This is a genomic window from Desulfovibrio desulfuricans DSM 642 (genome assembly GCF_000420465.1).
GTDB lineage: Bacteria > Desulfobacterota > Desulfovibrionia > Desulfovibrionales > Desulfovibrionaceae > Desulfovibrio > Desulfovibrio desulfuricans.
This window is the reverse complement of the sequence record NZ_ATUZ01000015.1, coordinates 129003-152619: the sequence shown is the minus strand read 5'-3', so window position 1 is coordinate 152619 and position 23617 is coordinate 129003. Positions and strand designations below refer to the sequence as shown.

Annotated in this window: 18 protein-coding genes; 17 read left to right on the top strand and 1 reads right to left on the bottom strand. The window is 58.9% G+C overall.

The genetic code is table 11. The annotated features are described in order from the left end of the window. The first annotated feature begins 90 nt into the window (after positions 1 to 90). Complete coding sequence (locus G449_RS0110485) at positions 91 to 1899, top strand: methyl-accepting chemotaxis protein (protein ID WP_027180906.1); 1809 nt, start codon at positions 91 to 93, stop codon at positions 1897 to 1899. Between the two features lie 350 nt (positions 1900 to 2249). Continuing rightward, complete coding sequence (gene ggt / locus G449_RS0110480; protein ID WP_022659266.1) at positions 2250 to 4007, top strand: gamma-glutamyltransferase; 1758 nt, start codon at positions 2250 to 2252, stop codon at positions 4005 to 4007. A 126-nt stretch (positions 4008 to 4133) separates the two neighbouring features. Here the strand turns inward: ggt and G449_RS0110475 are convergent, their stop codons facing one another. Then, positions 4134 to 4913 (bottom strand): HAD-IIA family hydrolase, encoded by a 780-nt coding sequence (locus tag G449_RS0110475; protein ID WP_022659265.1) that lies wholly within the window; start codon positions 4911 to 4913, stop codon positions 4134 to 4136. A 283-nt stretch (positions 4914 to 5196) separates the two neighbouring features. Here G449_RS0110475 and glpA point away from each other — a divergent pair, with 283 nt between their 5' ends. The 15 genes from glpA (at position 5197) to G449_RS16815 (ending at position 23519) form a co-directional block, all read left to right on the top strand. Beyond that, positions 5197 to 6804, top strand: coding sequence for an anaerobic glycerol-3-phosphate dehydrogenase subunit GlpA (gene glpA / locus G449_RS0110470; RefSeq protein ID WP_022659264.1), 1608 nt, complete (start codon positions 5197 to 5199; stop codon positions 6802 to 6804). Further along, positions 6788 to 8077, top strand: a complete 1290-nt coding sequence (glpB, locus tag G449_RS0110465) for an anaerobic glycerol-3-phosphate dehydrogenase subunit GlpB (protein ID WP_022659263.1) — start codon at positions 6788 to 6790, stop codon at positions 8075 to 8077. Before glpA ends, glpB begins: the two co-directional genes overlap by 17 nt. After that, the gene (locus tag G449_RS0110460) at positions 8074 to 9285 is read left to right on the top strand and encodes an anaerobic glycerol-3-phosphate dehydrogenase subunit C (protein WP_022659262.1); all 1212 of its coding nucleotides are present in this window, start codon (positions 8074 to 8076) and stop codon (positions 9283 to 9285) included. The genes glpB and G449_RS0110460 overlap by 4 nt, the downstream gene beginning before the upstream one ends. 194 nt (positions 9286 to 9479) lie before the next feature. Next, positions 9480 to 10235 carry a class I SAM-dependent methyltransferase gene (locus G449_RS0110450; RefSeq protein WP_022659261.1) on the top strand — a complete coding sequence of 252 codons (756 nt, stop codon included), beginning with the start codon at positions 9480 to 9482 and terminating at the stop codon, positions 10233 to 10235. A gap of 804 nt (positions 10236 to 11039) precedes the next feature. Next, positions 11040 to 11861 (top strand): nitrogenase iron protein, encoded by an 822-nt coding sequence (gene nifH, locus G449_RS0110445; protein ID WP_022659260.1) that lies wholly within the window; start codon positions 11040 to 11042, stop codon positions 11859 to 11861. Between the two features lie 27 nt (positions 11862 to 11888). Further along, positions 11889 to 12212 carry a P-II family nitrogen regulator gene (locus G449_RS0110440; RefSeq protein ID WP_022659259.1) on the top strand — a complete coding sequence of 108 codons (324 nt, stop codon included), beginning with the start codon at positions 11889 to 11891 and terminating at the stop codon, positions 12210 to 12212. Between the two features lie 9 nt (positions 12213 to 12221). Further along, complete coding sequence (locus G449_RS0110435; protein ID WP_022659258.1) at positions 12222 to 12599, top strand: P-II family nitrogen regulator; 378 nt, start codon at positions 12222 to 12224, stop codon at positions 12597 to 12599. An 11-nt stretch (positions 12600 to 12610) separates the two neighbouring features. Next, positions 12611 to 14200: a nitrogenase molybdenum-iron protein alpha chain gene (gene nifD, locus G449_RS0110430; protein WP_022659257.1), complete on the top strand. Its 1590-nt coding sequence runs from the start codon at positions 12611 to 12613 to the stop codon at positions 14198 to 14200. A 1-nt stretch (position 14201) separates the two neighbouring features. Then, the gene (locus tag G449_RS0110425) at positions 14202 to 15566 is read left to right on the top strand and encodes a nitrogenase component 1 (RefSeq protein WP_022659256.1); all 1365 of its coding nucleotides are present in this window, start codon (positions 14202 to 14204) and stop codon (positions 15564 to 15566) included. 61 nt (positions 15567 to 15627) lie between these two features. Then, the gene (gene nifE, locus G449_RS16835) at positions 15628 to 17055 is read left to right on the top strand and encodes a nitrogenase iron-molybdenum cofactor biosynthesis protein NifE (protein ID WP_022659255.1); all 1428 of its coding nucleotides are present in this window, start codon (positions 15628 to 15630) and stop codon (positions 17053 to 17055) included. Between the two features lie 75 nt (positions 17056 to 17130). Then, the gene (nifB, locus tag G449_RS0110415) at positions 17131 to 19845 is read left to right on the top strand and encodes a nitrogenase cofactor biosynthesis protein NifB (protein WP_022659254.1); all 2715 of its coding nucleotides are present in this window, start codon (positions 17131 to 17133) and stop codon (positions 19843 to 19845) included. Between the two features lie 81 nt (positions 19846 to 19926). After that, positions 19927 to 20871 (top strand): homocitrate synthase/isopropylmalate synthase family protein, encoded by a 945-nt coding sequence (locus tag G449_RS18455; protein ID WP_022659253.1) that lies wholly within the window; start codon positions 19927 to 19929, stop codon positions 20869 to 20871. Then, on the top strand, positions 20864 to 21727 hold the full coding sequence (locus G449_RS16825) for a beta/alpha barrel domain-containing protein (RefSeq protein WP_022659252.1): 864 nt from the start codon (positions 20864 to 20866) through the stop codon (positions 21725 to 21727). Before G449_RS18455 ends, G449_RS16825 begins: the two co-directional genes overlap by 8 nt. Before the next feature lie 64 nt (positions 21728 to 21791). Then, entirely contained in the window at positions 21792 to 22442 is a 651-nt protein-coding gene (locus tag G449_RS17830) for a Fe-only nitrogenase accessory AnfO family protein (RefSeq protein WP_022659251.1), read from the top strand. Positions 22443 to 22577: 135 nt separating this feature from the next. Then, positions 22578 to 23519 (top strand): hypothetical protein, encoded by a 942-nt coding sequence (locus G449_RS16815; protein ID WP_022659250.1) that lies wholly within the window; start codon positions 22578 to 22580, stop codon positions 23517 to 23519. Positions 23520 to 23617: the final 98 nt, after the last annotated feature.

The window sequence follows — 23617 nt, the reverse complement described above, 5'->3', positions numbered from 1 at the left end:
GGAATTTTTATCTGCAGACTGAACCATTAGGCCAATCCAAAGGTTGGCGCAGCTGATTTGCTTCAACAGTAAATGGTACTGGAGGTATGCATGTTCAGGATGTTCACGATCTCGTATCGTATGTTCATGATCTTGATTTTTACCCTGATTATTGTAGGCGGGCTGGTGTACTCCCTGATCCACATCTCCAACTCCGCCACCGAGCTTTCCGCCCAGAAAGTGGGCGAAATGTTTTATGAAGGTCAGAAGCAACGCATCCGCGATCTCTCAACCACCATGGCAAACAGCATTGGCGAGCAGATCAGCGGCATTACCGACATAACCAAGCGCAATGCCATTATTGCCAGCGCCATAAAAAAAGCGCGTTACGAAAAAGACAGCTCCGGCTACTTCTTTGTATATGACGGCGGCATTGTTGTTGCCCACGTTTTCCCTGATCTGGTGGGCAAGGATCTTGGCAATTCCGTTGATAAAAACGGCGTCCGCTTTAACGCTGAGCTTGCCAAAAAAGCGGCTGAAGGCGGCGGTTTTGTAAGCTTTGTTTTCAACAAGCCCGGCGGCGGCACCCAGTCAAAAATCGCCTATGGCGCGCAGGTGCCCGGCACGAGCCTGTGGGTCGGCGCGGGCGTCTACATCGACAACGTGGAGCAGGTCAAAAATGAAATCGCGGGGCAAATCAGCGATGCCATTTTTGCCAATCTCAAAAAGATCCTCATCGCGGTGGTCTGCTGCATCGTGCTTTTGTACATACCGCTCATGCTGCTGATTACCCGCTCCATCCTGACGCCCATCAAGGCCGCGCGCGAGGCTGCGCAACGCATATCCAACGGCGATATGGACGTGCAGATCATTGCCTCGGGCAAGGACGAAGTTACGGTTCTGGAGCGCTGCATGTCGGAAATGACAGCCAACGTGAAAAAATCGCTGGCGATTTCTGAAGAAAAAACCCGCGAGGCCGAACAGAGCGCGGCAAAGGCGCTCGAAGCCGTTGCCCAGGCGGAACGCCTGACTGAAGAAGCGCGAAGCGCCCGCAGCGAAGGCATGTTGAGCGCCGCCAAGCATCTGGAACAGGTGGTAACGGCCATAACCAGCATTTCGGCCGAAATCTCCGGCAATATCGAACAGGCCGAGCAAGGGGCCACCACGCAGGCGGCGCGCACAACAGAAGCTGCTACTGCGGTTGAACAGATGAACTGCACGGTCATAGAAGTTGCCAAAAACGCATCGGCTACGGCGGATCTTTCCACCAGCATGCGCCAGCGCGCAGCGGAAGGCGCGGAAGTTGTGTTCCAGTCCGTGCAGGCCATTGGCAACGTGCAAAAGGATGCCCTTGTGCTGAAAGACGAAATGACCAAGCTTGCCGAGCATGCGGGGGCCATTTCGCAGATCATGGGCGTTATTTCCGACATTGCAGACCAGACCAACCTGCTGGCCCTTAACGCCGCCATCGAAGCGGCGCGCGCCGGAGAAGCCGGACGCGGCTTTGCCGTTGTGGCCGATGAAGTGCGCAAGCTGGCGGAAAAAACCATGAGTTCCACCAGTGATGTGGGCAATGCCATTGGCGCAATCCAGAAGAGCGTGGATTCCAGCATCCGTCAGGTTGACGTGACTGCTGGCAATGTGGAAAGCGCCACCACTCTTTCGCAAAAATCCGGCGAAGCCCTGCGAGAAATCGTGGGTATGGTGGATCAGACCGTTGATCAGGTGCGCGGCATTGCCACTTCGTCAGAAGAACAGTCCGCCGCGACCGAATCCATCACGCAGACAGTGACCCAGGTCAGCTCTATCGCGGCAGAAACCGCCACAATCATGCACACATCGGCCCGAGCGGTTGCTGCCCTTGCCGATGAGGCCAAAAAGCTCAACAACATGGTCACAGAACTGAAAAACACCAAATAATGCGGCATGTTCAGGGCGCTTCGGCAAGGTGAAGCGCCCTGCTGCACCGCGCCATCATTCCTCCAGAGTTTGATAAACAAACACGCAGCTGCAACGTGGAATTTCCCGTAACGCCTGTTGTGTGCGTACGTTGCCGCCCGCGATTGTCGGGGGCGGGTCTATGGGTTTACCGCGCAATCTGCAATTTGTTACATAATTGGCCCAACTACCCGATAATGAAACAAAAATGCGCCAGATTGCGCCTATTAAAAAATTCAATATATTTAAATAGTTTATCTTTCTCTTTGGAACAAATGGTGCATATACATGGCCGGTTTCATTGCCTTTAGCATTTCTGAAAGGAGAATCTGATGTCCATGAATTTTCTCTCTCTGGTCAGCCGCAAAACCCTGCCGGTTCTGATGGCATGCGGCCTCTTACTGCCCACCGCGACAGTCAAGGCGCAGGATGCCCCCCAGTACACAGCGACCATTTCCGCCGCCACCAACCCCCTGAGCACCAGGGGCGTTGTTACCAGCCCCAACTATCTGGCCTCGCAGGCCGGGCTGGATGTGCTGCGGCGCGGCGGCACGGCTGTGGACGCGGCCATTGCCACCGCCTCCACCCTTGCCGTTGTCTACCCGCAGATGTGCACCCTGGGCGGCGACAACTTCTGGCTCATTTACAATGCCAAAACCGGCGAACTGAAGGCGCTCAACGCCAGCGGCCGCTCGGGCGAAATGGCTACCATTGATTTTTATGCCTCCAAAGGGCTGAAAAAAATCCCCTCCCGAGGCTACATTGCGGCCAATACCGTGCCCGGCGTGGTTTCCGGCTGGGATGCGGCCTATGCCTACAGCAAGCAGAGCATGGGCAGCAAAATGAAGTGGAAGGAGCTGCTCGCTTCCGCCACCGATTATGCCGCCAACGGCTTTCCCGTAAGCACGTCACTGGCTTACTGGAGCAAGATCAACACCAATCCCAATGATTCGGAATTCCGCAACCTGCAACGCTTTGACGCCTTCCGCAAAGCCTACCTGCATGCAGACGGCAGCCCCTACACCGTGGGCGAAGTCATGCGCCTGCCCGATCTGGCCGTCACGCTGAACCAGCTTGCGGACAAGGGCGCGCAGGTCTTTTACAAGGGCGACATCGCCAAGCGTATTGTGGCCGACCTGCAAGCCAACGGCGGCCTGCTGACCCTCAATGACTTTGCCAACCACAAGGCGGACTGGGTTGACCCCATTTCCGTCAACTATCGTGGCTACAAGGCCGTGAACTTCCCGCCCAACACGCAGGGCATGGCCTCCCTTGAAATTCTGAACATCCTCAACAACTTCAACATCAAGGCCATGGGCGAAGGCACGGCGGATTACTACCACGCGCTGATCGAAGCCACCAAGGAAGCCTTTGTTGACCGCGACAAGTACCTTTCTGACCCTGATTTTGTAAAAATTCCGCTCGACTACCTGCTTTCTGCCAAGCATGGCAAAGATCAGGCCGCGCGCATCAGCATGAGCAAGGCTGCCACAAACCTCACACCCCTTGACCCCAAGGGCGACACCATCTGGCTTGGCGTTGTGGATGCGCAGGGCAACGCGGTTTCGCTCATCCAGAGCATCTATCACGACTTTGGTTCCGGCATTGTGGCGGGCGGCACTGGCGTGCTGCTGCAAAACCGGGGCAGCTTCTTCTCCCTCGATCCCAAGCACGTGAACCATCTTGAGCCGCGCAAGCGCACCTTCCACACGCTGAACCCGGCAATGCTGCTCAAAGACGGCAAGCCCTACCTTGTGTATGGCACCATGGGCGGCGAAGGCCAGCCCCAGACCCAGGCCGCCATCGTTACCCGCGTGGTGGACTTTGGCATGACCCCGCAGGAGGCCATTGCAGCTCCCCGTTGGCTTTATGGCCGCACATGGGGCGCTTCTTCCAACGACCTCAAGCTTGAAGGCCGCATTCCCCAAAAGGTGGCGGACGAACTCAAGCGGCGCGGGCATCCAGTGCGCCTGATTGAAAACTACACCGACACCATGGGCCATGCTGGCGCAATCCTTGTGGATCAGGCCACCGGCGTGCGTCAGGGCGGTACGGACCCGCGCGGCGATGGCGCTGCCGTGGCCTACTAGACTGACTTAAAACTGGCTTTGGCCCCAGCAGCATGTTGGGCCGAAGGCTCTGACACAAAAACACCCGCTCTGGTCTTTCGGCCACAGCGGGTGTTTTTTTATTATTGATAACGGCCAGGCAGGGCTTTATGCCAAATTCTTATCAGCGTGGCCCAGGTCTTCAAGCACCAGGGTTGGCTGATGTTCCTCCCTGGCAAGATCGGCGCGCGTGGCTTCGCCGCTGAGCACCAGAATGGAGTCAATGCCCGCATTGCGCGCCAGCTGCATGTCCGTGCTCAGGCGGTCGCCCACCATGACCATTTCTTCCTTGCGGTAGCGCGCCAGCAGAGGCGCGAGCACAGCTGGGTCGGGCTTGCCAAAAATATGTTGCGGCTTTCTGCCCGTGGCCGTGGCGTACAGGCTGATGAAGCTGCCCACATCCGGCAGCGGGCCTTCGGGCGAGGGGCATACCAGATCAGGGTGCGTGGCAAGAAAGAGCACCGAACTGTCCTGCAACAGCACGGCAGAACGGGCAAGCTTGTGGTAGGTGAGTTCCGTATCATAGGCCAGAACCACGGCCTGCGCGCCTTCTTCCACCAGTTGCAGCTCGGGCATGCGCTTGAGCAGATCATGCTGAAAATCGGCATTGCCCACTGGGAAAACGCGCAAAATACCATTGGCCCGCAAAAAATCCACCAGAGGCGTCACGGGCGAGAGCAGCAGGTCTTCGCGCGCCGCAATGCCCATGCCATTGAGCTTGTCCACATACGTGAGGGGCGATTTGGAGGTATTGTTGCTCAGAAAATAAAAATCCAGACTGTTCCAGTGCCGCTGAATAAAGCCCACGGCCCCATCAATGGGGATATGACCGAGGTAGACGGTGCCGTCCATATCAAGCACAACGCAACGCTTTTTTGACCAATCCATATATGCAATCCTTGAGTTTTTTGCTTTCATTATGCGGCATTGCCTCCTCTGGCAAGCGCTCTCGCAACATTCTCTTGTATTCAATCTTGACGCAACTACACAAATTGATAACCATACGGTATCAACAATCATCCTGGGCATAACCGCAGCAATTATCCAACCGCTCTGCCCCTTCAATCTTGTTGCGTAGGTGCGCCGTTGTTTTTCGGCCACGCAGGCGCGGCATCTGACAGCGCCTGCATGCTTCAGGACGATTCCGACAATTTGCTCCACTGGAGAAACCATGCTTGAAACTACTGTTGTCGTCATCGGCGGCGGCGCAACAGGCATAGGAACCCTGCGCGATCTTTGCATGCGCGGCGTTCCTGCCATATTGCTCGAACAGGGCGGCCTGGCCCACGGCACAAGCTCGCGCTTTCATGGCCTGCTGCACAGCGGCGGCCGTTACGCCGTGGGAGATAATGAATCCGCGCGTGAATGTATTGAAGAAAACACGATCGTGCGGCGCATTGGCAGGCAGTGCGTGGAACAAACCGAAGGTTTTTTTGCGCTCACGCCCGAGGACGACCCCGCCTACGTGGATCGCTGGGTTGAGGCCTGTGCCCGAGCGGGCATTGATGCCCCTGAAATTGACGTCAAGGAAGCCCTGCGCCTTGAACCCAACATGTCGCCCGAGGTCAAACGCGTTTTCCGCGTGCCTGACTCCTGCGTGGACGGCTTCCGGCTGGTGCTGCACAACGCCATGTCGGCCAGGCGCCACGGCGGGCAGATGCTCACCTATCATGAAGTGACCGGCATCTGCCAGAAGAACGGCAAGGTCTGCGGCGTTACGGCCATCAACAAGAACACGGGCGAAACCATTGAAATTGCCTGTTCTGTTGTTGTCAACGCCGCCGGTTCATGGTCTGGCCGCATTGCGGCCCTGGCCGGGCTTGATGTGGCGGTTTCGCCCGACCGTGGCACGCTCGTGGTCTTTAACCACCGCTTCACCTCGCGTGTGGTCAACCGCCTGCACCCCGGCTCGGACGGCGACATTTTTGTGCCGCACGGCTCCATCACAATTCTTGGCACCACGTCCATACCCACCGACAGGCCGGACGACACCACCCCCACCAGCGAGGAAGTGTTGCGCCTGCTCAAAATCGGCGAGCCGCTGTTCCCCGATGTGCGCAGCTACCGTATTTTGCGCGCATTTGCGGGCACACGCCCCCTCTACACGCCGGGCAATACCGCCGGGCGCAAGGCCAGCCGCAACTTCCATGTTATGGATCACGCCGAGCAGGGCCTTGACGGCATGGTTTCCATTTTCGGCGGCAAGCTGACCACCTACCGCCTCATGGGCGAACGCACTGCGGACAAGGTTTGCGCCAAGCTTGGCGTTACCGCCCCCTGCCGCACCGCAGAAGAAGCCATTGTGCCGGATCCGGACGAAGCCACGCTTTCCCGCGCCGCCAAGTACTTTCCAGTGCAGGGCATCCAGCTTATGGCCGACCGCATGGGCGATGACCTGACCCCTGTGATCGAACGCGCGGAAAAAGCCGATTCCAACCCCCTGCTCTGCGAATGCGAGATGGTCAGCATGGCGGAAATTGAATGCGTGGCGCGTGATGCCTCCACCCATTCGCTTACGGATATCCGCCTGCGCACACGCCTGGGCATGGGCACCTGCCAGGGAACGTTCTGCTCCTTGCGGGCAGTCGCCGCCCTTTCCGAACACGACATTCCCCTTGAATTTTCAGCTACCGACAACGTGCGGCGCTTCCTTCAGGAGCGCTGGGGCGGTCTGCGCCCTGCCCTGTGGGGCATGCAGGCGCGTGAAATGGAACTTGGCCGCGCCGTATACGCGGGAACACTCAATCTTGATGGAGCCGCCCATGAGCAGGATTGTTGACGTACTGGTGGTCGGCTCCGGCATGGCGGGCCTTGTGGCCGCCCTTGCCGCAGCGGATCAGGGCCGCAGCGTACGGCTGCTCACCACGGGCATGGGTTCGCTGGCTATCAGCGGCGGCTCGGTGGATTTTCTTGGCTATGCGGACGGCAGATTTGCCGCCGACCCCTGGCAGGCACTGGCAATGCTGCCTGAAGACCATCCCTACAGCCTGCTTGGGGCAGAAAGCGTCCGCTCGGCCTTTCAGTTCTTTGCAAATGTGATGGAAGGCCAGCACTGGCCCATGCGCCCCGCCCTCTCGCAGGACGGCACGCCGCGCAACACCCAGCTGCCCACCATCATGGGAACCCTCAAGCCCACCTATCTGCTGCCAGCCAGCCTGCACACCGAGGCGCTCGCCAGCGCCAAAAAGGTGCTGGTGCTGAGCGTGCAGGGCTTGCGCGACTGCCGTCCCTCTTTGGTGGTCAGTCAGTTGCGGCGCTACAAAAGCTGGGCCGACAAGGAATTCACCCAGGGGCTTTTGCCCTCGCCCTTTGGCGAAACCCACCGCGCCATATCGGCGCTTGATCTGGCCCGCATGGCGGACAAGCCGCACAGCCGCCGCTGGCTGCTGGATGCGCTAGCCCCGCATGCCGGAAAGTACGACCTCATCCTTATCCCGCCGCTCTGCGGCAGCAAGGCCAATCCGGAAATCTGGCAGGCGGTCAATGCCGCTGCGGGCTGCCCGGTGGTGGAAATGCTGTCCATCCCTCCGGGGGTTGGCGGCCTGCGTCTGCGTGATGCCCTGTTGCAGGCCCTGCACAGGCACAACTTTGAACTGGTGGAAAACTGCACTGCGCTGCGCGCCGAAACAAGCGGCAAAACATGCACAGCGCTGGTGGTCGAGGCCTCCGGGCAGGAACGCCACCACGCCGCCCGCGCCTTTGTAACCGCCACCGGCGGCATCCTTGGCGGCGGCATGACGCTTGAACCCGGCCAGTGCTGGGATTCCGTGTTCGGCATCGACATCACCGTGCCGCAGGATGTTTCGCAGTGGTCAGAGCCGAAGATTTTTGGCAACCATCTGTTCTCGCGCATGGGTGTGCGCGTTGACCGCACCATGCGCCCTGTTGACGATGCCGCCGTAGTGCGCTGGCAAAACGTCTTTTTCGCCGGGCGCAGCCTTGGCGGATATGATTACGCAACAGAAAAAAGCGGTCACGGCGTTGCCATCGCCACGGGCTGGCAGGCGGGCCTTATGGCCGCCGCAGCCGCCGCTGCCGGGGAAAACCAATGAGCGTGCACATCAATCCAGACAAATGCATAGCCTGCACCACCTGCGTGGTGCACTGCCCCGTGGCGGATGCGACCCCCAAGTTTCTGGGGCCTCGCATGATAGGCCCTGCCTATGAACGCTTTCGCCTGCTTGGGCTGACGGAAGACCCCTCGCTGCACTACTGCGCCAACTGCAAAAACTGCGATATCTCGTGCCCGCACGGCGTGCCGGTTTCCAGCCTCAACATGATGGCAAGGGCCGACCAGTTCAAAAAACATTCCCCTGGCCTGCGCGACTGGGTGCTCGGTCACGGCGAGCTCATGGCCAAGTGGCTGCGGCTCATTCCGGCCGCGCTCAAGAACTTCGGCATGCTCAATCCCGTTACCCGCATGGTGCTGGATGCGCTGGGCATCGACAAACGCGCGCCCCTGCCCGCCTTTGCGCCACAGACCTTCCGCCAGCTCATGCGCCATGTGCACCAGCCCGACCACAAGCGCAGCGTTGTTTTCTACCCCGGCTGCTACGTGGACGTGTACGACCCGCGCACCGGCCTTGATATGGTGTGGGCCATGAACCGCGCGGGCTACAAGGTCATCGTGCCCGAGGAACTCGTGTGCTGCGGCCTGCCAATGGTCGCCAACGGCTTTTGGCAGCATGCCCGCTCCAATGCGGAACATAACCTGAAAGCTCTGGGCCAGTGGCGCGATGCCGGCCTGCCCGTAGTGACGGGCTGCCCCAGTTGCGCCCTCATGTTCCGGGTGGATCTGCCGGAATACTTCCCCGATGTGGCGGAAAAGTACGGTGCATGCAGCCTTGCGGACGCGCAGGAATTTCTGCTGGATGCTGTGGACAGCGGCGATCTTTCGCTGAAGGCCGATGGCAAACAGCAAACCCTGCCCGACCTCAAGCTGATCTACCACGCGCCCTGCCATTTGCGGGCGCAGGGCAACGGCCTGCCGGGGCTGGAACTGCTGCGCCGCCTTGACGGCGTGACCGTGGAAAATGCTGATGCAGGCTGCTGCGGCATTTCCGGCAGCTATGGCTTTAAAAAGGAAAAATATGACATTGCCCAGACTGTAGGCTCGGAACTCTTTGCCAAAGTTCGCGACAGCGGCGCTCAGGCGGCGGTTTCTGAATGCGGCACCTGCCGCGTGCAGATCACGCACGGTTCCGGCAAATTCAGCCTGCATCCCGTCACCATTCTGAGGCAGCGGCTCGAAGCCCGCTAGGCTTCTGGTTTACGCAACAATTTCTGCTTAACTCATGTGGCAGGCGGTTCGCCGCCTGCCACATGCATATCGGCTTTGCCAATACTACCGAAAATCAAGAGCAGGCAGCGGCTTTGCCACGCCGTCAGATGAATGGTTTCCGTGCATTGCACCCGTTTGTCCAGACGGTTTGCCGCCAGCCCAAAGGATACGCCATGACAGCCAAAAACAGCACCAGGGAATTCTGGAACAGCAGGGCCGAGTCCTTTCCCCGCTATGAAGCCGGGGCCGACACCTACGAGGGCCGCATGCTGCAACTGGCGCGCGACAACGGCGTGGATCTTCGCGGCAAAACGGTTCTGGATGTGGGCTGCGGCAGCGGCATGTACACCATCCGCCTTGCGCAGGAGGCCGCATCGGTCACTGCCGTGGATATATCAGACGAAATGCTCCGCATCCTCATGCAGGATGCCGCCGCGCAGGGCCTTGCCAACATCCGGCCCGTGCTTTCCGACTGGGAGCACTTTGCCCTTGATGAGCGCTTTCAGATTGTTTTTGCTTCCATGACCCCGGCCCTGAGCGATGACGCCGCCCGCGAAAAACTGCTCCACTACGCTCTGGAGCAGGTGGTCTTTATGGGATTTACCGAGCGCAAAACCTCGGATGTCATGGCCGGGCTGTACACGCATTACGGCATTACGCCGCCGCAGTTTGCCGATGCTCCCGACATGCGCGCATGGCTTGAGGGCCGCCGCATGCCCTATACTACGCTGCCCGTTGACGGCCAATGGATTGTGCCGCACACCCGCGACCAGTTGCTTGGAGCCTGCGCCGCCAACCTGCGCGCCCGTGGCGCTGAACCGGATATGGCCCATCTGGCCGCGCATCTTGAGGTATTTCGCAACCAGAACGGGGAGTATGTGGAACGCACGGATTATTCCCTTGAAATGCTGATCTGGCATACATCCTAATCACGACTCTAACCCGCCAAGGTACTTTAAAAACTTCTGGCTGCGCGTAAATTCCCGTTCCCATCGCCGAACCACTGTCTGCATTTCTGCCGCATATGCCACGCATAAGCCGCGTGCTTGGTCTTGCCCGCTGTATCTCTTACGCGGATTGATTGTTCACGCTTTGCAAGTTTTACGCTTCCATTCCTATTTTGATACAATTTTGAATCAAAATCTTCCTGTCTCGGCTATGAATATCTTTGCGGCCATGCAGGCCTGACCATGCTCGATGAATAAGCCCTTTTCTCTCCCCTACTGGCAAAACCGTCCGAGCAGATGCGTTCTTGCCTGAACCGCTCCCTTCCTCCCCTCACACTGCCCTCAATTCGCCGCTTTTTTGCTATTCAATCCCTGCCCCCGCCCCATTTACCAGATGGGCCGGGCTTTCTGCGTTCATGAGCAGCCATCACTGCCCTGTCTGTTTTCCTCTGCCGTTTCCATCATCATGTGTCCCAAATGCAGCCCATTCTGCCCCAGCACATTCACGCATGGCAATTTCCCTGCAACCTGTTCCCAATTTCAAACAAATTTGTATCGGCGATTTTCGGCAGAACTTTTTCTTCAAATAAAAATCTATCATTAAAGCAAGTTACAGGCAGGGCGGTTTTTTCTGCACGGTGGGCCACCTTAACAATTTTGTATTGATTGTGCATGCAGATTATAAAATTAAGTAATAATATTATATAGTTAATCTAACGGCACGGTTTCTGCACAAAGAGGGACAAGCGCAACGAGCGCGGGAACATCAAACCCAGAGGGAATCTCATGCGTCAGGTAGCTATTTACGGCAAGGGCGGTATCGGCAAGTCCACCACCACACAGAACCTTAACGCCGGCCTTGGCGAAATGGGCAAGAACATCATGATCGTGGGTTGCGACCCCAAGGCCGACTCCACGCGCCTTATTCTGGGCGGCCTTGCCCAGCAGAGCGTGCTCGATACCCTGCGTGAAGAGGGTGAAGACATCGAGCTGGATCTGGTGCTCAAAAACGGCTTCAAGGGCATCCGCTGCGTGGAATCCGGCGGCCCCGAACCGGGCGTTGGCTGTGCCGGGCGCGGCATCATCACCTCCATCGGTCTGCTGGAACGCCTTGGCGCCTACACCGAAGACCTCGACTACGTGTTCTATGACGTTCTGGGCGACGTTGTGTGCGGCGGTTTCGCCATGCCCATCCGTGAAGGCAAGGCCCAGGAAATCTACATCGTGGCTTCGGGCGAAATGATGGCCCTTTACGCCGCCAACAACATCTGCAAGGGCGTCAAAAAGTACGCCAACACCGGCGGCGTGCGCCTTGGCGGCATCATCTGCAACAGCCGCAAGGTTGATGGCGAAGCCGAGCTTGTCTCTGCCGTTGCCAAGGAAATCGGCACCCAGATGATCCACTTTGTGCCGCGCGACAACATGGTGCAGCGCGCCGAAATCAACAAGCAGACCGTTATCGAATTTGACCCCACCTGCGGACAGGCCGACGAATACCGCACCCTGGCGCAGAAGATCGACGGTAACGACATGTTTATCATCCCCAAGCCCCTTTCCCAGGAACGGCTCGAAGAGCTGCTCATGGAACACGGTTTGATGGACGCCTAAACCAACAGCACGAAACGGAGAACAACAATGCAGATGATTCGCACGATTATTCGGCCTGAAAAGACCACCGAGGTTCTCTCCGAGCTGCTGTCAGCGGGCTTTCCCGCCGTTACAAAGCTTGATGTGGTGGGCCGTGGCAAGCAGAAAGGCATCATGGTGGGCGACATTCAGTACGACGAAATTCCCAAGCAGATGCTCATGCTTGTGGTCAGCGATGAAGACAAGGACGATGCCATCCGCGTTATCCTGCGCGTGGCAAAAACGGGCGACGGTCACTTTGGCGATGGCAGAATATTTGTTTCAAGCGTCAGCGAGGCCTGGACCATCAGCAGCGGCAAGTCCGGCCTGTAGGAGGCTCCCATGCAGGAAATAGTTGCAATGGTTCGAGCCAACATGGTGGCGGCTACAAAGAACGCCCTGTCCAAGGCCGGATGCCCCTCATTCTCATGCACCAAGTGCCTGGGACGCGGCAAAAAAGGTATGGATCCCGCCACCCTGCGCATGGTTATGGAAAGCGGCGAGCTGCCGCGCACTCCGGCGGGCGAATCCCTGACCGAAGTGGGCAGGCTGATCCCCAAGCGGTTGTTCAATATCTGCGTTCCCGATGAAAAGGTCGAAGCTGTGGTCAAGGCCATTATAGAGGCCAACAGCACCGGCCACCCCGGCGATGGAAAGATCTTTGTGATGCCGGTGGAAGAATCCTATGTGGTTCGCACGGGCGAGCGCGCTGACGCATAAGGAAGGTATGTATGAGTATTGACGCCAACGCAGTAGTGCTTGAGCGCTACAACGCCAAGGTCTTCAAGAACCGCAAGGAGCATATGCTCAAGGTCAATCCTGCGGAAGACCAGATTATTATCGCCAACACGCGTGCCATTCCCGGCATCATGACCAACCGGGGCTGCTGTTACGCTGGCTGCAAGGGCGTTGTGCTCGGCCCAATCAAGGATATGGTCCTGATTACCCACGGCCCTGTGGGCTGCGGCTTCTATAGCTGGGGTACGCGCCGCAACAAGGCCAAGGCGGAAGGGGATACCCCCAATTACATCCAGTACTGCTTTACCACAGACATGCAGGAACCGGACATCGTCTTTGGCGGCACCAAGAAGCTCAAGAAGGCCATTGATGAAATCATGGAGCTTATGCACCCCAAGACCATCATGATCGCCGCCACCTGCCCTGTGGGCCTGATCGGTGACGACATTCAGGCCGTGGCCGCAGAAGCTGAACAAGAATACGGCATCCGCTGCGTGGCGTACAGCTGCGAGGGTTACAAGGGCGTAAGCCAGTCGGCGGGCCACCACATCGCCAACAACGGCCTCATGAAGCGCGTTATCGGTACTGGCGATTATGAACCCGCCACCAAGTATTCGATCAACATCCTTGGCGAATACAACATCGGCGGCGACGGCTGGGAACAGGAACGCATTCTCAAAAAGATCGGCTACGAAGTGGTTTCGGTGTTCACGGGCGATGGCGAAGTGGACCGCATCGCCAGCTCGCACAAGGCCAACCTGAACCTTGTGCAGTGCCACCGCTCCATCAACTACATCGCCGAAATGATGAAGACCAAGTACGGCGTGGACTGGCTCAAGGTCAACTTTATCGGCCTGGAAGGAACGGTTCAGAGCCTGCGCGACATGGCTGCCTACTTTGGCGACCCAGAGCTTGCACAGCGTACTGAACAGGTTATCGCCGAAGAACTGGCCGAAGTGCAGGATCAGATGGCGGCCTACAAGGCCCGCCTCAACGGCAAGACCGCAGCCCTTTTTGTGGGCGGCAGCCGCTCGCACCACTATCAGGGCCTGTTGCAGGATCTGGGCATCAAGACAGTGCTTGCCGGGTACGAATTCGGCCACCGCGACGACTACGAAGGCCGGGAAATCATCCCCAACATCAAGGACGACGCGGACAGCAAGAACATCGAACACATCACCGTGGAAAAGGACGAAAAGAAGTATCACGCCTACCTTACGCAGGAACAATACGACAAGCTGGCCGCCGAAATCCCGCTTGAAAAGTACGATGGCATGATACGCGACATGGATGAGGGAACCTACGTGGTTGACGACCTCAACATGTACGAAGCTGAAAAATTTATGGAAATCCTCAAGCCCGACATGTTCTTCTCCGGCATCAAGGACAAGTACGCGTTGCAAAAGGCCGGGACGCTCTCGCGCCAGTTGCACAGCTACGATTACAGCGGGCCTTACGCGGGTTTCAAGGGCGCAACGCAGTTCGGTTACGACCTCTGCATGGGGTACTTCACCCCCGCATGGCACATGGTAACCCCGCCCTGGAAGAACCGCGCCACCCTGCAAGGAACTGTGGGAGAATAGTATGCTTGACCTCACCCCAAAGACACATGTGAACAGATCGGGCGTTCTTATCAACCCGTGCAAGACCTGTCAGCCGGTGGGTGCGCTGTTTGCCGCCCTGGGCGTGCGCAACTGCATGCCTTACAGCCACGGATCGCAGGGTTGTGCTTCTTACCACCGCACCTACCTTACGCGTCACTTCAAGGAACCCGCCATAGCCGTCACCAGTTCCTTTACCGAAGGCGCCTGCGTGTTCGGCGGCGGCCCCAACATCCGTCAGGGCGTCAAGACCACTTTTGAGGTCTACAACCCTGATATTATTGCCGTGCATACCACATGTCTTTCTGAAACCATCGGCGATGACCTCAAGACCTACATCGACGAAATGGAAATTCCGGACGACAAGATCGTGGTGCACTGCAACACGCCGAGCTACGTTGGCTCGCACGTGACGGGATTTGCCAACATGATGGCCGGGTTCATCAAATACCTTGCCGCCAAGGGCAAGACCACGGAAACCGTGGCGGTGTTCCCCGGCTTCGTAAACCCCGGCGACATCCGTGAATACAAGCACCTTGTGAACCTGATGAAGCTCAAGTCCATCATGTTCCCCGATTGCAGCAACGTCATGGATGCCCCCATGACCGGCGAATACAAGATGTACCCTGATGGCGGCACCACGGTTGAAGAAATCCGCGCCCTCGGCACCTGCCGCAAGGTTCTGGCCCTTGGCCGCCTGACCAGCGAGGAACCCGCCGCCCAGCTCAAGCGCAAATGCGGCGTGGACTACGACCTGTTGCCCCTGCCCATCGGCCTGGCCGATACCGATGCCTTTGTCATGGCCATGGCAAACCTCAACGGCGGCGAAGTCGACCCGCTTATTGACGAAGAACGCGGTCGCCTGCTCGACCTCATGCTGGACGCCAACCCGTACTTCTACGGTAAAAAGGTTGCCGTGTACGGCGACCCCGACACCGTGCTTGGCATGACCCGCTTCTGCCTCGAACTGGGCATGATCCCCAAGTACGTGCTCACCGGTACGCCCGGCGAAACCTTCGTCAAGCTGGCCAAAGGCATGTTCAAGGAATACGGCAAGGAAGAAGAGTGCCAGGCCTTTGCCGCCAAGGATCTCTTTGACCTGCACCAGTTCATCAAGGAAGAACCCGTTGATCTCTTGCTTGGCAACTCTCACGGCAAGCAGATCGCCAAGGCCGAGGGCATTCCGCTGGTTCGCGCCGGCTTCCCGGTGCTTGACCGCTACGGACACGCCTCGCTGCCCATGGTCGGCTACCGTGGAGCCTTCCAGCTCGCCACCCGGATCGCTGATACGCTCATGGAAGAGTTTGACCGCAACTGTGCTGACGAAGACATGGATCTGATTATGTAGGACGGCTCAAAGCCGCAATAGGGCGGGGGGGGCATCCCCCCGCCCTTGCAAGGGGGTTCCCATGGCTATGGAAATACTTGAAGAACGCCGTACGTCCATCAAGGAAAAGGGAAACAAGGGCGGGGGCTGCTGTAGCGGCGACGGCCTGCGTTGCGATACGGCCAGCGTGGCCGGTTCCGTGAGCCAGCGGGCCTGCGTGTACTGCGGTGCGCGCGTGGTGTTAAACCCCATTACCGATGCCTTTCATATCGTTCACGGCCCCATCGGCTGCGCCAGCTACACCTGGGACATTCGCGGCAGCCTCACCAGCGGGTCGGAACTGTTCCGCAACAGTTTTTCCACTGACTTGCAGGAAAAAGACATCGTCTTTGGCGGTGCGGAAAAGCTCACCCGCGCCATTGACGAAGCCGTAGCCAACTATTCGCCCAAGCTTATCTTTGTGTACGCCACCTGCATTGTGGGCGTTATCGGCGACGATGTGGAAGCCGTGTGCCGCAATGCGGAAAAAAAGCACGGCATCCGCGTGATCGCGGTCAAGGCTCCGGGCTTTTCTGGCACCAAGTCCACGGGCTACCGCATGGCCTGCAACGCACTTGTGCAGCTTATGGAGCCGCACAAGGAACAGCCCAAGATCAAGGGCGTCAACATTCTTGGCGACTACAACCTTGCGGGCGAAATGTGGATTATCCGCAACTACCTGCGCGAGATGGGCATTCCCATTGTCGCCACCCTCACGGGCGATGCCGCGTACGAAACGCTCATCAAGGCCCCGGCTGCCCAGCTCAACATCGTGCAGTGCGCTGGCTCCATGATGTATCTGGCCCACCGCATGGAAGACGAAATGGGCGTTCCCTGGATGCGCGCCAGCTTCTTTGGGGTGGAAGACACCTCCACCGCCCTGCGGCAGGTGGCCGAGCGCCTCAATGACGACTACGCCAAGCGCAAGGCAGAGGCCCTTATTTCTGAACGCGGCGCAAAGGCTGAAGCTTTTCTTGAACAGTACAAGCCGCACTTTGTGGGCAAAAAGGCCGCCATCTTTGTGGGCGGCGGCTTCAAGGCCATATCGCTCATCCGTCAGTTTAACGAAATGGGCATTGAAACCGTGGTGGTCGGCACCCAGACCGGCAAGCCTGAAGATTATGAAATCATTTCAAGCCTCGTTAACCCCGGCACCGTCATTCTGGACGACGCCAATCCCGCAGAGCTTGAAACCTTCATGAAGCAGAAAGGCGCGGATATTCTGGTTGGCGGCGTCAAGGAACGCCCGCTCGCCTACAAGCTGGGTATTGCCTTTTGCGACCATAACCACGAGCGCAAGCACGCTCTGGGCGGCTTTGAAGGCGTGGAAAACTTCACCCGCGAGGTGAACCTTTCCATCAACAGCCCCGTGTGGCAGTTCACGCGCAGCTCTGCCTCATTTGCCGAGGCAACGCAGGCGCAGGCCAGTCTGGTGCGTGAAGCCCTGGCAGCAAGAGCAGCACATTTCTAGCACAGCGTAATCGGCTTGCACGCAGTTTGCCCGCCGCCGCGGCCCAAAGGCCGCCTGGAACATAAGGAGAAGACAATGAGCGCCAATCTTGTCAACCTGAATACAAATCCCTGCAAGATGTGCATGCCCATGGGTTCGGTAAGCGCCTTTTACGGCATCAGCAAGAGCATGAGCATTCTGCACGGTTCGCAGGGGTGCAGCACTTACATTCGGCGGCACATGGCAACCCATTACAATGAGCCGGTGGATATCGCCTCCTCTTCGCTTACGGAAGAAGGCACGGTCTTTGGCGGCACCAAGAACCTGCTCAAGGGGCTTGAAAACCTCATCAAGCTCTACAACCCCGAGGTGATCGGCGTTTCCACAACCTGTCTTGCCGAAACCATCGGCGAGGACGTGCCCGCCATCATCAAGCAGTTCAAGGATGAACACCCGGAAGTGACGGCCACCATCATTCCCGTGGTCTCGCCGGGCTACAGCGGCTCGCAGTACGAGGGCTTTTTCCGCGCTTTGCACGCCATTGTGCGCCATGTGCCCATGAACGCCACGCCCAACAACGTGATCAACATCATCACCGGGCACTTCTCTGCGGCGGATACCAGAGCGCTCAAGCTGCTGCTTGAGGCCAGCGGCCTTGAATATGTGCTGCTGCCCGACCTTTCGCAGAATCTTGATGGCGGGCATGAAGACGACTACAACCGGTTGCCCCAATACGGTACCACACTTGCCCGCATCGGCCTCATGGCTGGCGCGCGCATGACGCTCGAACTTGCGCCCTTCTGCCCCGAGGGCTATTCCCCTGGCGCGTACCTGCGCGATACCTACGGCGTACCGCTCCTGCGCATGAACCTGCCTGTGGGCCTGCGCGATACCGATGCCTTTGTCGCCACGCTTGAAGCCCTTGGCGGAACCATCCCCGCCACTGTGCGCGAAGAACGCGCCCGCTACCTTGACGCCATGATTGATGCGCACAAGTATAACGCCCAAAGCCGCGTTGCCGTATTTGGCGAGCCGGACATGGTGTTGGCCCTTGTGCGCGCCTCGTGCGAAAATGGAGCCGTCCCCGTGGTGGCCGCCACCGGCAGCCGCTGCGCCGCCTTTGAAAAAACGCTTGCGCCCGATATGGCTCAGGCTACGGAAACCCAGTTCAGCGGCGATTACGACATTCTGAATTTTGCAGACTTTGCCGCCATTGAAAACGCCATGCTGGCGCGCAAGGCCAACCTCATGCTTGGCAATTCCGATGGCCGCCGCATTGAGGAACGCCACCACATTCCGCTGCTGCGCTACGGCTTTCCCATCCACGACAGGGTTGGCGGCCAGCGCACCCGCATGCTCTTCTATGACGGTTCGCTCAGCCTCATGGAAGCCACGGCCAACGCCATGTTGCAGTTCACCGAGGGCAGCTTCCGCGAGGAGCTTCTCAACAAATACTTCAAGGATGAAGCCGTCATGGAAGCTGATGCCACCCGCATAGAAGTTGTGGCCCCCGCCAGCGAGCCGCTTGTGCCTGTAACTGCCCCTACAGACGCCCATGCCGCTGGCAGCGCCGCCGCCCTGAATGCTGAGCGCACCAAGTCCCACCCCTGTTTTTCCTGTGGGGCCTGCGCCACCTCGGCGCGTCTGCATCTGCCCATCGCGCCCAAGTGCAACCTGAGCTGCAACTACTGCCTGCGCAAGTACGACTGCGTTAACGAAAGCCGCCCCGGCGTCACCACCGCCGTGCTCACGCCCGCACAGGCTTTTGACCACTTTATGAAAGTAAAGCGCGACATGCCCAATCTTACTGTTGTGGGCATCGCCGGCCCCGGCGACACGCTGGCAAATCCCGAGGAAACCTTCCGCACGCTGGAGATGATCCGCAGGGAAGACTCCAATATCACATTCTGCATGTCCACCAACGGCCTGGCCCTGCCGGAATACGTGGAAGACATGAAGCGCGTGGGCGTGAGCCACGCCACCGTGACCATCAACGCCGTTGACCCCGCCATTGGCGCGCAGATTTACAAATTCGCCATGTACAGAGGCAAGCGCTACACGGGCGAAACCGCAGCAGCCCTCCTGCTGGCAAACCAGATGGCTGGCCTGCGCGCCCTCTCCCAGGCGGGCATTGTGAGCAAGGTCAACACGGTGCTGCTCAAGGGCATCAACGACGGGCACATCCCGCAGGTGGTGGAAACCGCGCGCGAACTGGGCGCTGTGATGACCAACATCATGCAGCTCATCCCGGTCAAGGGCAGCGTTTTTGAAAACATGCCCCTTGTGAGCAACAAGGAGCTCATGGACATGCGCCGCAGCTGCGAGCCCACGCTCAAGCAGATGTACCACTGCAAGCAGTGCCGCGCCGACGCCGTGGGCCTGCTGGGCGACGACAAGTCCATTGATTACCGCCCGCCCGTGGCCGAAAAGGCCCCCGCTGCCGCTGTGGAAGCCAAGCCCGCCGTGGCCCGCAAGATACGCATTGCCGTGGCTTCCAAGACAGGCATGACCGTTGATCAGCACTTTGGTCAGGCCGAGCAGTTCTACATCTACGAAAGCGACGGCGACGCCGCCAGCTACGTGGAAACCCGCAGTGTCTCCAAATACTGCAACGGCATGGACGACTGCGGAGAAAAGACCGGGCGCATGGCGGGCATTCTGGCCGCCGTGGACGACTGCAAGGGAGTGCTGGCCCTGCGCATAGGCGAAAGCCCGCTGAAAAAGCTTGAGACCAAGGGAATACGCGTGTTCACCCTCTATGAAAATGTGGACAAGGCCGTGAATGACGCCGCCAGGGCGCTCTGCGGATAATTCCGGCCCAATCCAACGGCCTGGCCGGAGGCAAACCGGTCAGGCCGGGGCACACGCCATCTTTGCCAAGAGGTTATTTCCATGCCGCAACTGGTGGACAGAACGCTCTGCCTGCTCTACCGGGTGCTGCCAGCCGCGCACTCGCTAGAGGAAAGGCAGACCGCAGACGCATTTGCGCTCTGGGCCGGGGAATGGATCGACCTCATGCACCACATGGGTTTTGTGGTCGAAATTCCCCCAGACCTTCAATTTACAGCAGCCAGCGTCAAGGCCCGCCGCACGGGCAAACGCCCGATCCTTAACGGCCCCTGGGCGCGCCTGAGCGGTTGCTGTGACGCTCTTTATACCTTTGAAACGGAATTCTGGCCGCGCTTTGCCGCCATCAAGGATACGGTGGAGTTCTGCCCCGGCGATCATGCGGGCTGCGCCACGGCTCTTGCCGTGCTGTGGCTGCTCAAGGGCGGCCCCCGTGTGGCAGGCTGCATTGGCGGCTCTGCCCTGTACGGCCCAGATGCCGGGCCTGCGCTGGAAGAAGTGGCCCTGAGCCTGTATGCTCAGGGTCTGGAGACAGGCCTGACGCATCTGGACAAACTGCCCGAAGCAACCGCCCTGCTCAGGGAGGCGGGCCTGGAAGTTTCCCACCACAAGGCCGTGCTGGGCACGGATATTTTTGCTGTTGAATCCGGCATCCATGTGGACGGCATTGTCAAAAAGCCCTTTCTTTACGAACCATATGCTCCAGCTACTGTGGGGCTTGAACGCCAGATAGTGGTGGGCAAGCACTCAGGGCACGTTTCGTTGCGCATCAAGGCCCGCCAGCTTGGTTTGAACTTGCCGCGCACGGAGGAAGAACATATGCTGGAACTGGTTCAGCAGCTTGCCGAGCGCCAGCAATGCAGCCTGACCGATGCCCAGTTTCTCGACCTGTGTCACGCATGCCATCCCCCCGAATCCTTGTCTTCTGCCCGAACGGACTGTTGCGGTCTTTCGGGCACAACGGTTTCTGTGGAGGTGGGCCATGCCTGAGATCATTATTGTCGATACCACCCTGCGCGACGGCGAGCAGGCTCCCGGCTTTGCATTCCCCCCTGCCCTGAAAATCCGCCTTGCCGCCATGATGGACGAAGCTGGCGTGGACCAGATCGAGGCGGGCGTCCCCGCCATGGGCGAAAACGAAAAGGCCACCATCCGCTCCATCCGCGAGGCCTGTTCCAACGCCCGCGTTTCCACCTGGAACCGCCTGCGCGAAAGCGACGTGCGCCACTCCTTTGACTGCTCTCCGCATATCATTCATCTGTGTTGCCCGGTTTCTGACCGGCAGATCAAGGACAAACTCAAAACAACCCGCGCCGAGGTAATGGCCTCCCTTGCCAAGTGCGCGGCACTCGCCGCAAGCCGTGGTGCGGAAGTGACAGTTGGTTTTGAAGATTCCTCCCACGCCTCGCCCGACCAGTTGCGCGATGCGGCGAGGGCCGCGCGTCAGTGCGGCGTGGTGCGGGTGCGGCTCAGCGATACCGTGGGCTGTTACACGCCAGACAAGGTCTGGCGGGCCGTGCGCATGCTGCGCGAAGCAGGCGTGGATGTGGAAATCCACGCGCACAACGACTTTGGCATGGCTGTTGCCAATTCGCTCATGGCTGTGAACGCCGGGGCGCGCTACGTCAATACCACGCTGTGGGGCATTGGCGAACGGGCGGGCAACTGCGGGCTTGCCACCTTTACGGCGGCGGCCGCGCGGCTTGGCAATACCTCCTGCGCGGTGGATGCGCGCAAAGCTCTTGAGCTGGAGCGCCTTGCGGCCACACTTTTACCGCAAAAATCCATGAACGGCTGGGGCAAGCATTTGGGGTACAGCTACGGCACACGTCCTTTTGGCTTGTAGAGACACAAGAGCCTTTTGCGCCAGTATACTCACGGACACCTGCCCCAAGCATATGGAGATTGCCATGAAATGCGACTGCATTGCCGTGCTGGAAAATACAGATAATTCAATCACCGCCATGGAAAACTGCACCCACCTTTCCGTCTGGCAGCGCGACTGGAGCACGGGCAAGGGCTGGCATGCCTGTGATCCTGTGCCTTTTTCTCTTGAAGGCTGTGCCACCCTGCCCCAGATACGCGACCGGCTGCGTCAGCTGGCCCTTCTGCTGCCTGCAGAGGCTGCCATAGCCGGGGCCAGTATTTCCGGCCTTGCCTACAATGAACTGAGCCGCATGGGCTTTTGCCTGTGCGAGCTGGACGCATTCTCGCCCGATATTCTGGATGCCCTGGCCAGCGAGATTCTGGCTTCCGCCCAAGGGGAGGCGCAGGTTCCCACCGCGCCCACGCCCACAGATACACCCGGTGTATACAGCATAAATCTTATGGAAGTGCAGGCAGCACACCCGGAAATTACGTCAAAAAAAGCCTTGCGCCCCTTTTTTGCGTCAACGCCCTTTGTGGAACTGGAACTCATCTGCGGGCACATGCCCCCCTGGCTTGAGGAGCACATGCGCCAGCAGCGCCTGACATGCGCCCTCACCCGACAGGAAGACGGAACTGTCCGAGCCCGTATTTCGCATGCGCTTTGCGGCGAATCCGCGCCAAATGGACGTTAGAGCAGTTCACGGATGAACTGGGTTAACTGCTCTGCAAGGATTTTCAGAAAAATCCTTGCCACGAAATGCGAGCTGAGAGGCTTTGCCTGACGCGAGCGAGCATTTCACGTGTTACAGCTCCAAGGAGTCTATGATATGGGTACCGCCCTACAATTTGAAACTGTTGATACGCCCTACGGCACCATCGCCAACGTGCATGTGCTCTCCCGCTGGCCCGGCGGCGCGCCGCAGGATTGCCGCCTGCTGGCAGAAGATACCGTGCCCACGCCCCACGGCTGGCTCACGCCCCTTTACGAAGCCGAAGACGTGCGCCGCAGCAGCGGCAAAAGCTTTTGCCTCTACCCCAACGGCATGTGGCGCAGTCTGGAGCTGCAAAATCAAACAACCGTAAGCACGCCCCTTGGCGACATGCCCGCCGAATGGCTGGCATGGCACGGAAACGGCGCGCTCAAGCGCATATTGCTGCGCAAAGGCAAACTCAGCGGCTACTGGACAGAGCAGGACGAGCGCAAACTGGCAAGCCAGATATCCCTTTCCCTGCACGGGCAGGAAATAAGCGCCAAGGTTCAGGGCCTGCGTTTCTATCCTTCAGGCGTGCTGGAAAGCGTCACCTTCTGGCCCGGCGAAACAATCAGGCTCGTTACCCCACTTGGCCCCATGCCCGTGAGGTACGGCTGCGCCTTTTACGAGTGCGGCGCGCTGCGAAGCTGCGAACCGGCGCGGCCTGCGCATGTGCCGACCGCCGTTGGGCAGATTGCGGCCTACGACCCCGCTGCCTCGGCCATCTGCGGGGACACCAATTCCCTGTGCTTTGGTGAAGACGGCACGGTTTCCAGCCTTGTCACCGCCGCCTGTTCCTTGCGCTGGCAGCAGGGCAAGGAGCAGAAATGCATGTCGCCGCGCATGGAAAAAGATCAGCTCACCATGCTGCGCACAGTGGTTGTTCCCCTGCGGGTAGAATTTCTGCCCAATGGTCAGGTACGCATGGAGGATGGCAAACAGGTCATGCAGGCCCCGGCGCAGGGCATAACTGTCGGGCCTTTTGTGGCTCTGCCCGACATGCGCGAAAGCCGCTGAGGTTTTGCGCAGCAACCACACCCTGCCTTACATTGCAACCAGTTGGACGAGCATCGCGCTGCCGCAAACATTGTTGCGGCAGCGCGTCTTGCGCTGTA

Bases quoted from the DNA above. Each gene is read 5' to 3' on its own strand.
- G449_RS0110485 (WP_027180906.1), top strand. From the start codon at position 91: ATGTTCAGGATGTTCACGATCTCGTATCGTATGTTCATGATCTTGATT.
- ggt (WP_022659266.1), top strand. From the start codon at position 2,250: ATGTCCATGAATTTTCTCTCTCTGGTCAGCCGCAAAACCCTGCCGGTT.
- G449_RS0110475 (WP_022659265.1), bottom strand. From the start codon at position 4,913: ATGGATTGGTCAAAAAAGCGTTGCGTTGTGCTTGATATGGACGGCACC.
- glpA (WP_022659264.1), top strand. From the start codon at position 5,197: ATGCTTGAAACTACTGTTGTCGTCATCGGCGGCGGCGCAACAGGCATA.
- glpB (WP_022659263.1), top strand. From the start codon at position 6,788: ATGAGCAGGATTGTTGACGTACTGGTGGTCGGCTCCGGCATGGCGGGC.
- G449_RS0110460 (WP_022659262.1), top strand. From the start codon at position 8,074: ATGAGCGTGCACATCAATCCAGACAAATGCATAGCCTGCACCACCTGC.
- G449_RS0110450 (WP_022659261.1), top strand. From the start codon at position 9,480: ATGACAGCCAAAAACAGCACCAGGGAATTCTGGAACAGCAGGGCCGAG.
- nifH (WP_022659260.1), top strand. From the start codon at position 11,040: ATGCGTCAGGTAGCTATTTACGGCAAGGGCGGTATCGGCAAGTCCACC.
- G449_RS0110440 (WP_022659259.1), top strand. From the start codon at position 11,889: ATGCAGATGATTCGCACGATTATTCGGCCTGAAAAGACCACCGAGGTT.
- G449_RS0110435 (WP_022659258.1), top strand. From the start codon at position 12,222: ATGCAGGAAATAGTTGCAATGGTTCGAGCCAACATGGTGGCGGCTACA.
- nifD (WP_022659257.1), top strand. From the start codon at position 12,611: ATGAGTATTGACGCCAACGCAGTAGTGCTTGAGCGCTACAACGCCAAG.
- G449_RS0110425 (WP_022659256.1), top strand. From the start codon at position 14,202: ATGCTTGACCTCACCCCAAAGACACATGTGAACAGATCGGGCGTTCTT.
- nifE (WP_022659255.1), top strand. From the start codon at position 15,628: ATGGCTATGGAAATACTTGAAGAACGCCGTACGTCCATCAAGGAAAAG.
- nifB (WP_022659254.1), top strand. From the start codon at position 17,131: ATGAGCGCCAATCTTGTCAACCTGAATACAAATCCCTGCAAGATGTGC.
- G449_RS18455 (WP_022659253.1), top strand. From the start codon at position 19,927: ATGCCGCAACTGGTGGACAGAACGCTCTGCCTGCTCTACCGGGTGCTG.
- G449_RS16825 (WP_022659252.1), top strand. From the start codon at position 20,864: ATGCCTGAGATCATTATTGTCGATACCACCCTGCGCGACGGCGAGCAG.
- G449_RS17830 (WP_022659251.1), top strand. From the start codon at position 21,792: ATGAAATGCGACTGCATTGCCGTGCTGGAAAATACAGATAATTCAATC.
- G449_RS16815 (WP_022659250.1), top strand. From the start codon at position 22,578: ATGGGTACCGCCCTACAATTTGAAACTGTTGATACGCCCTACGGCACC.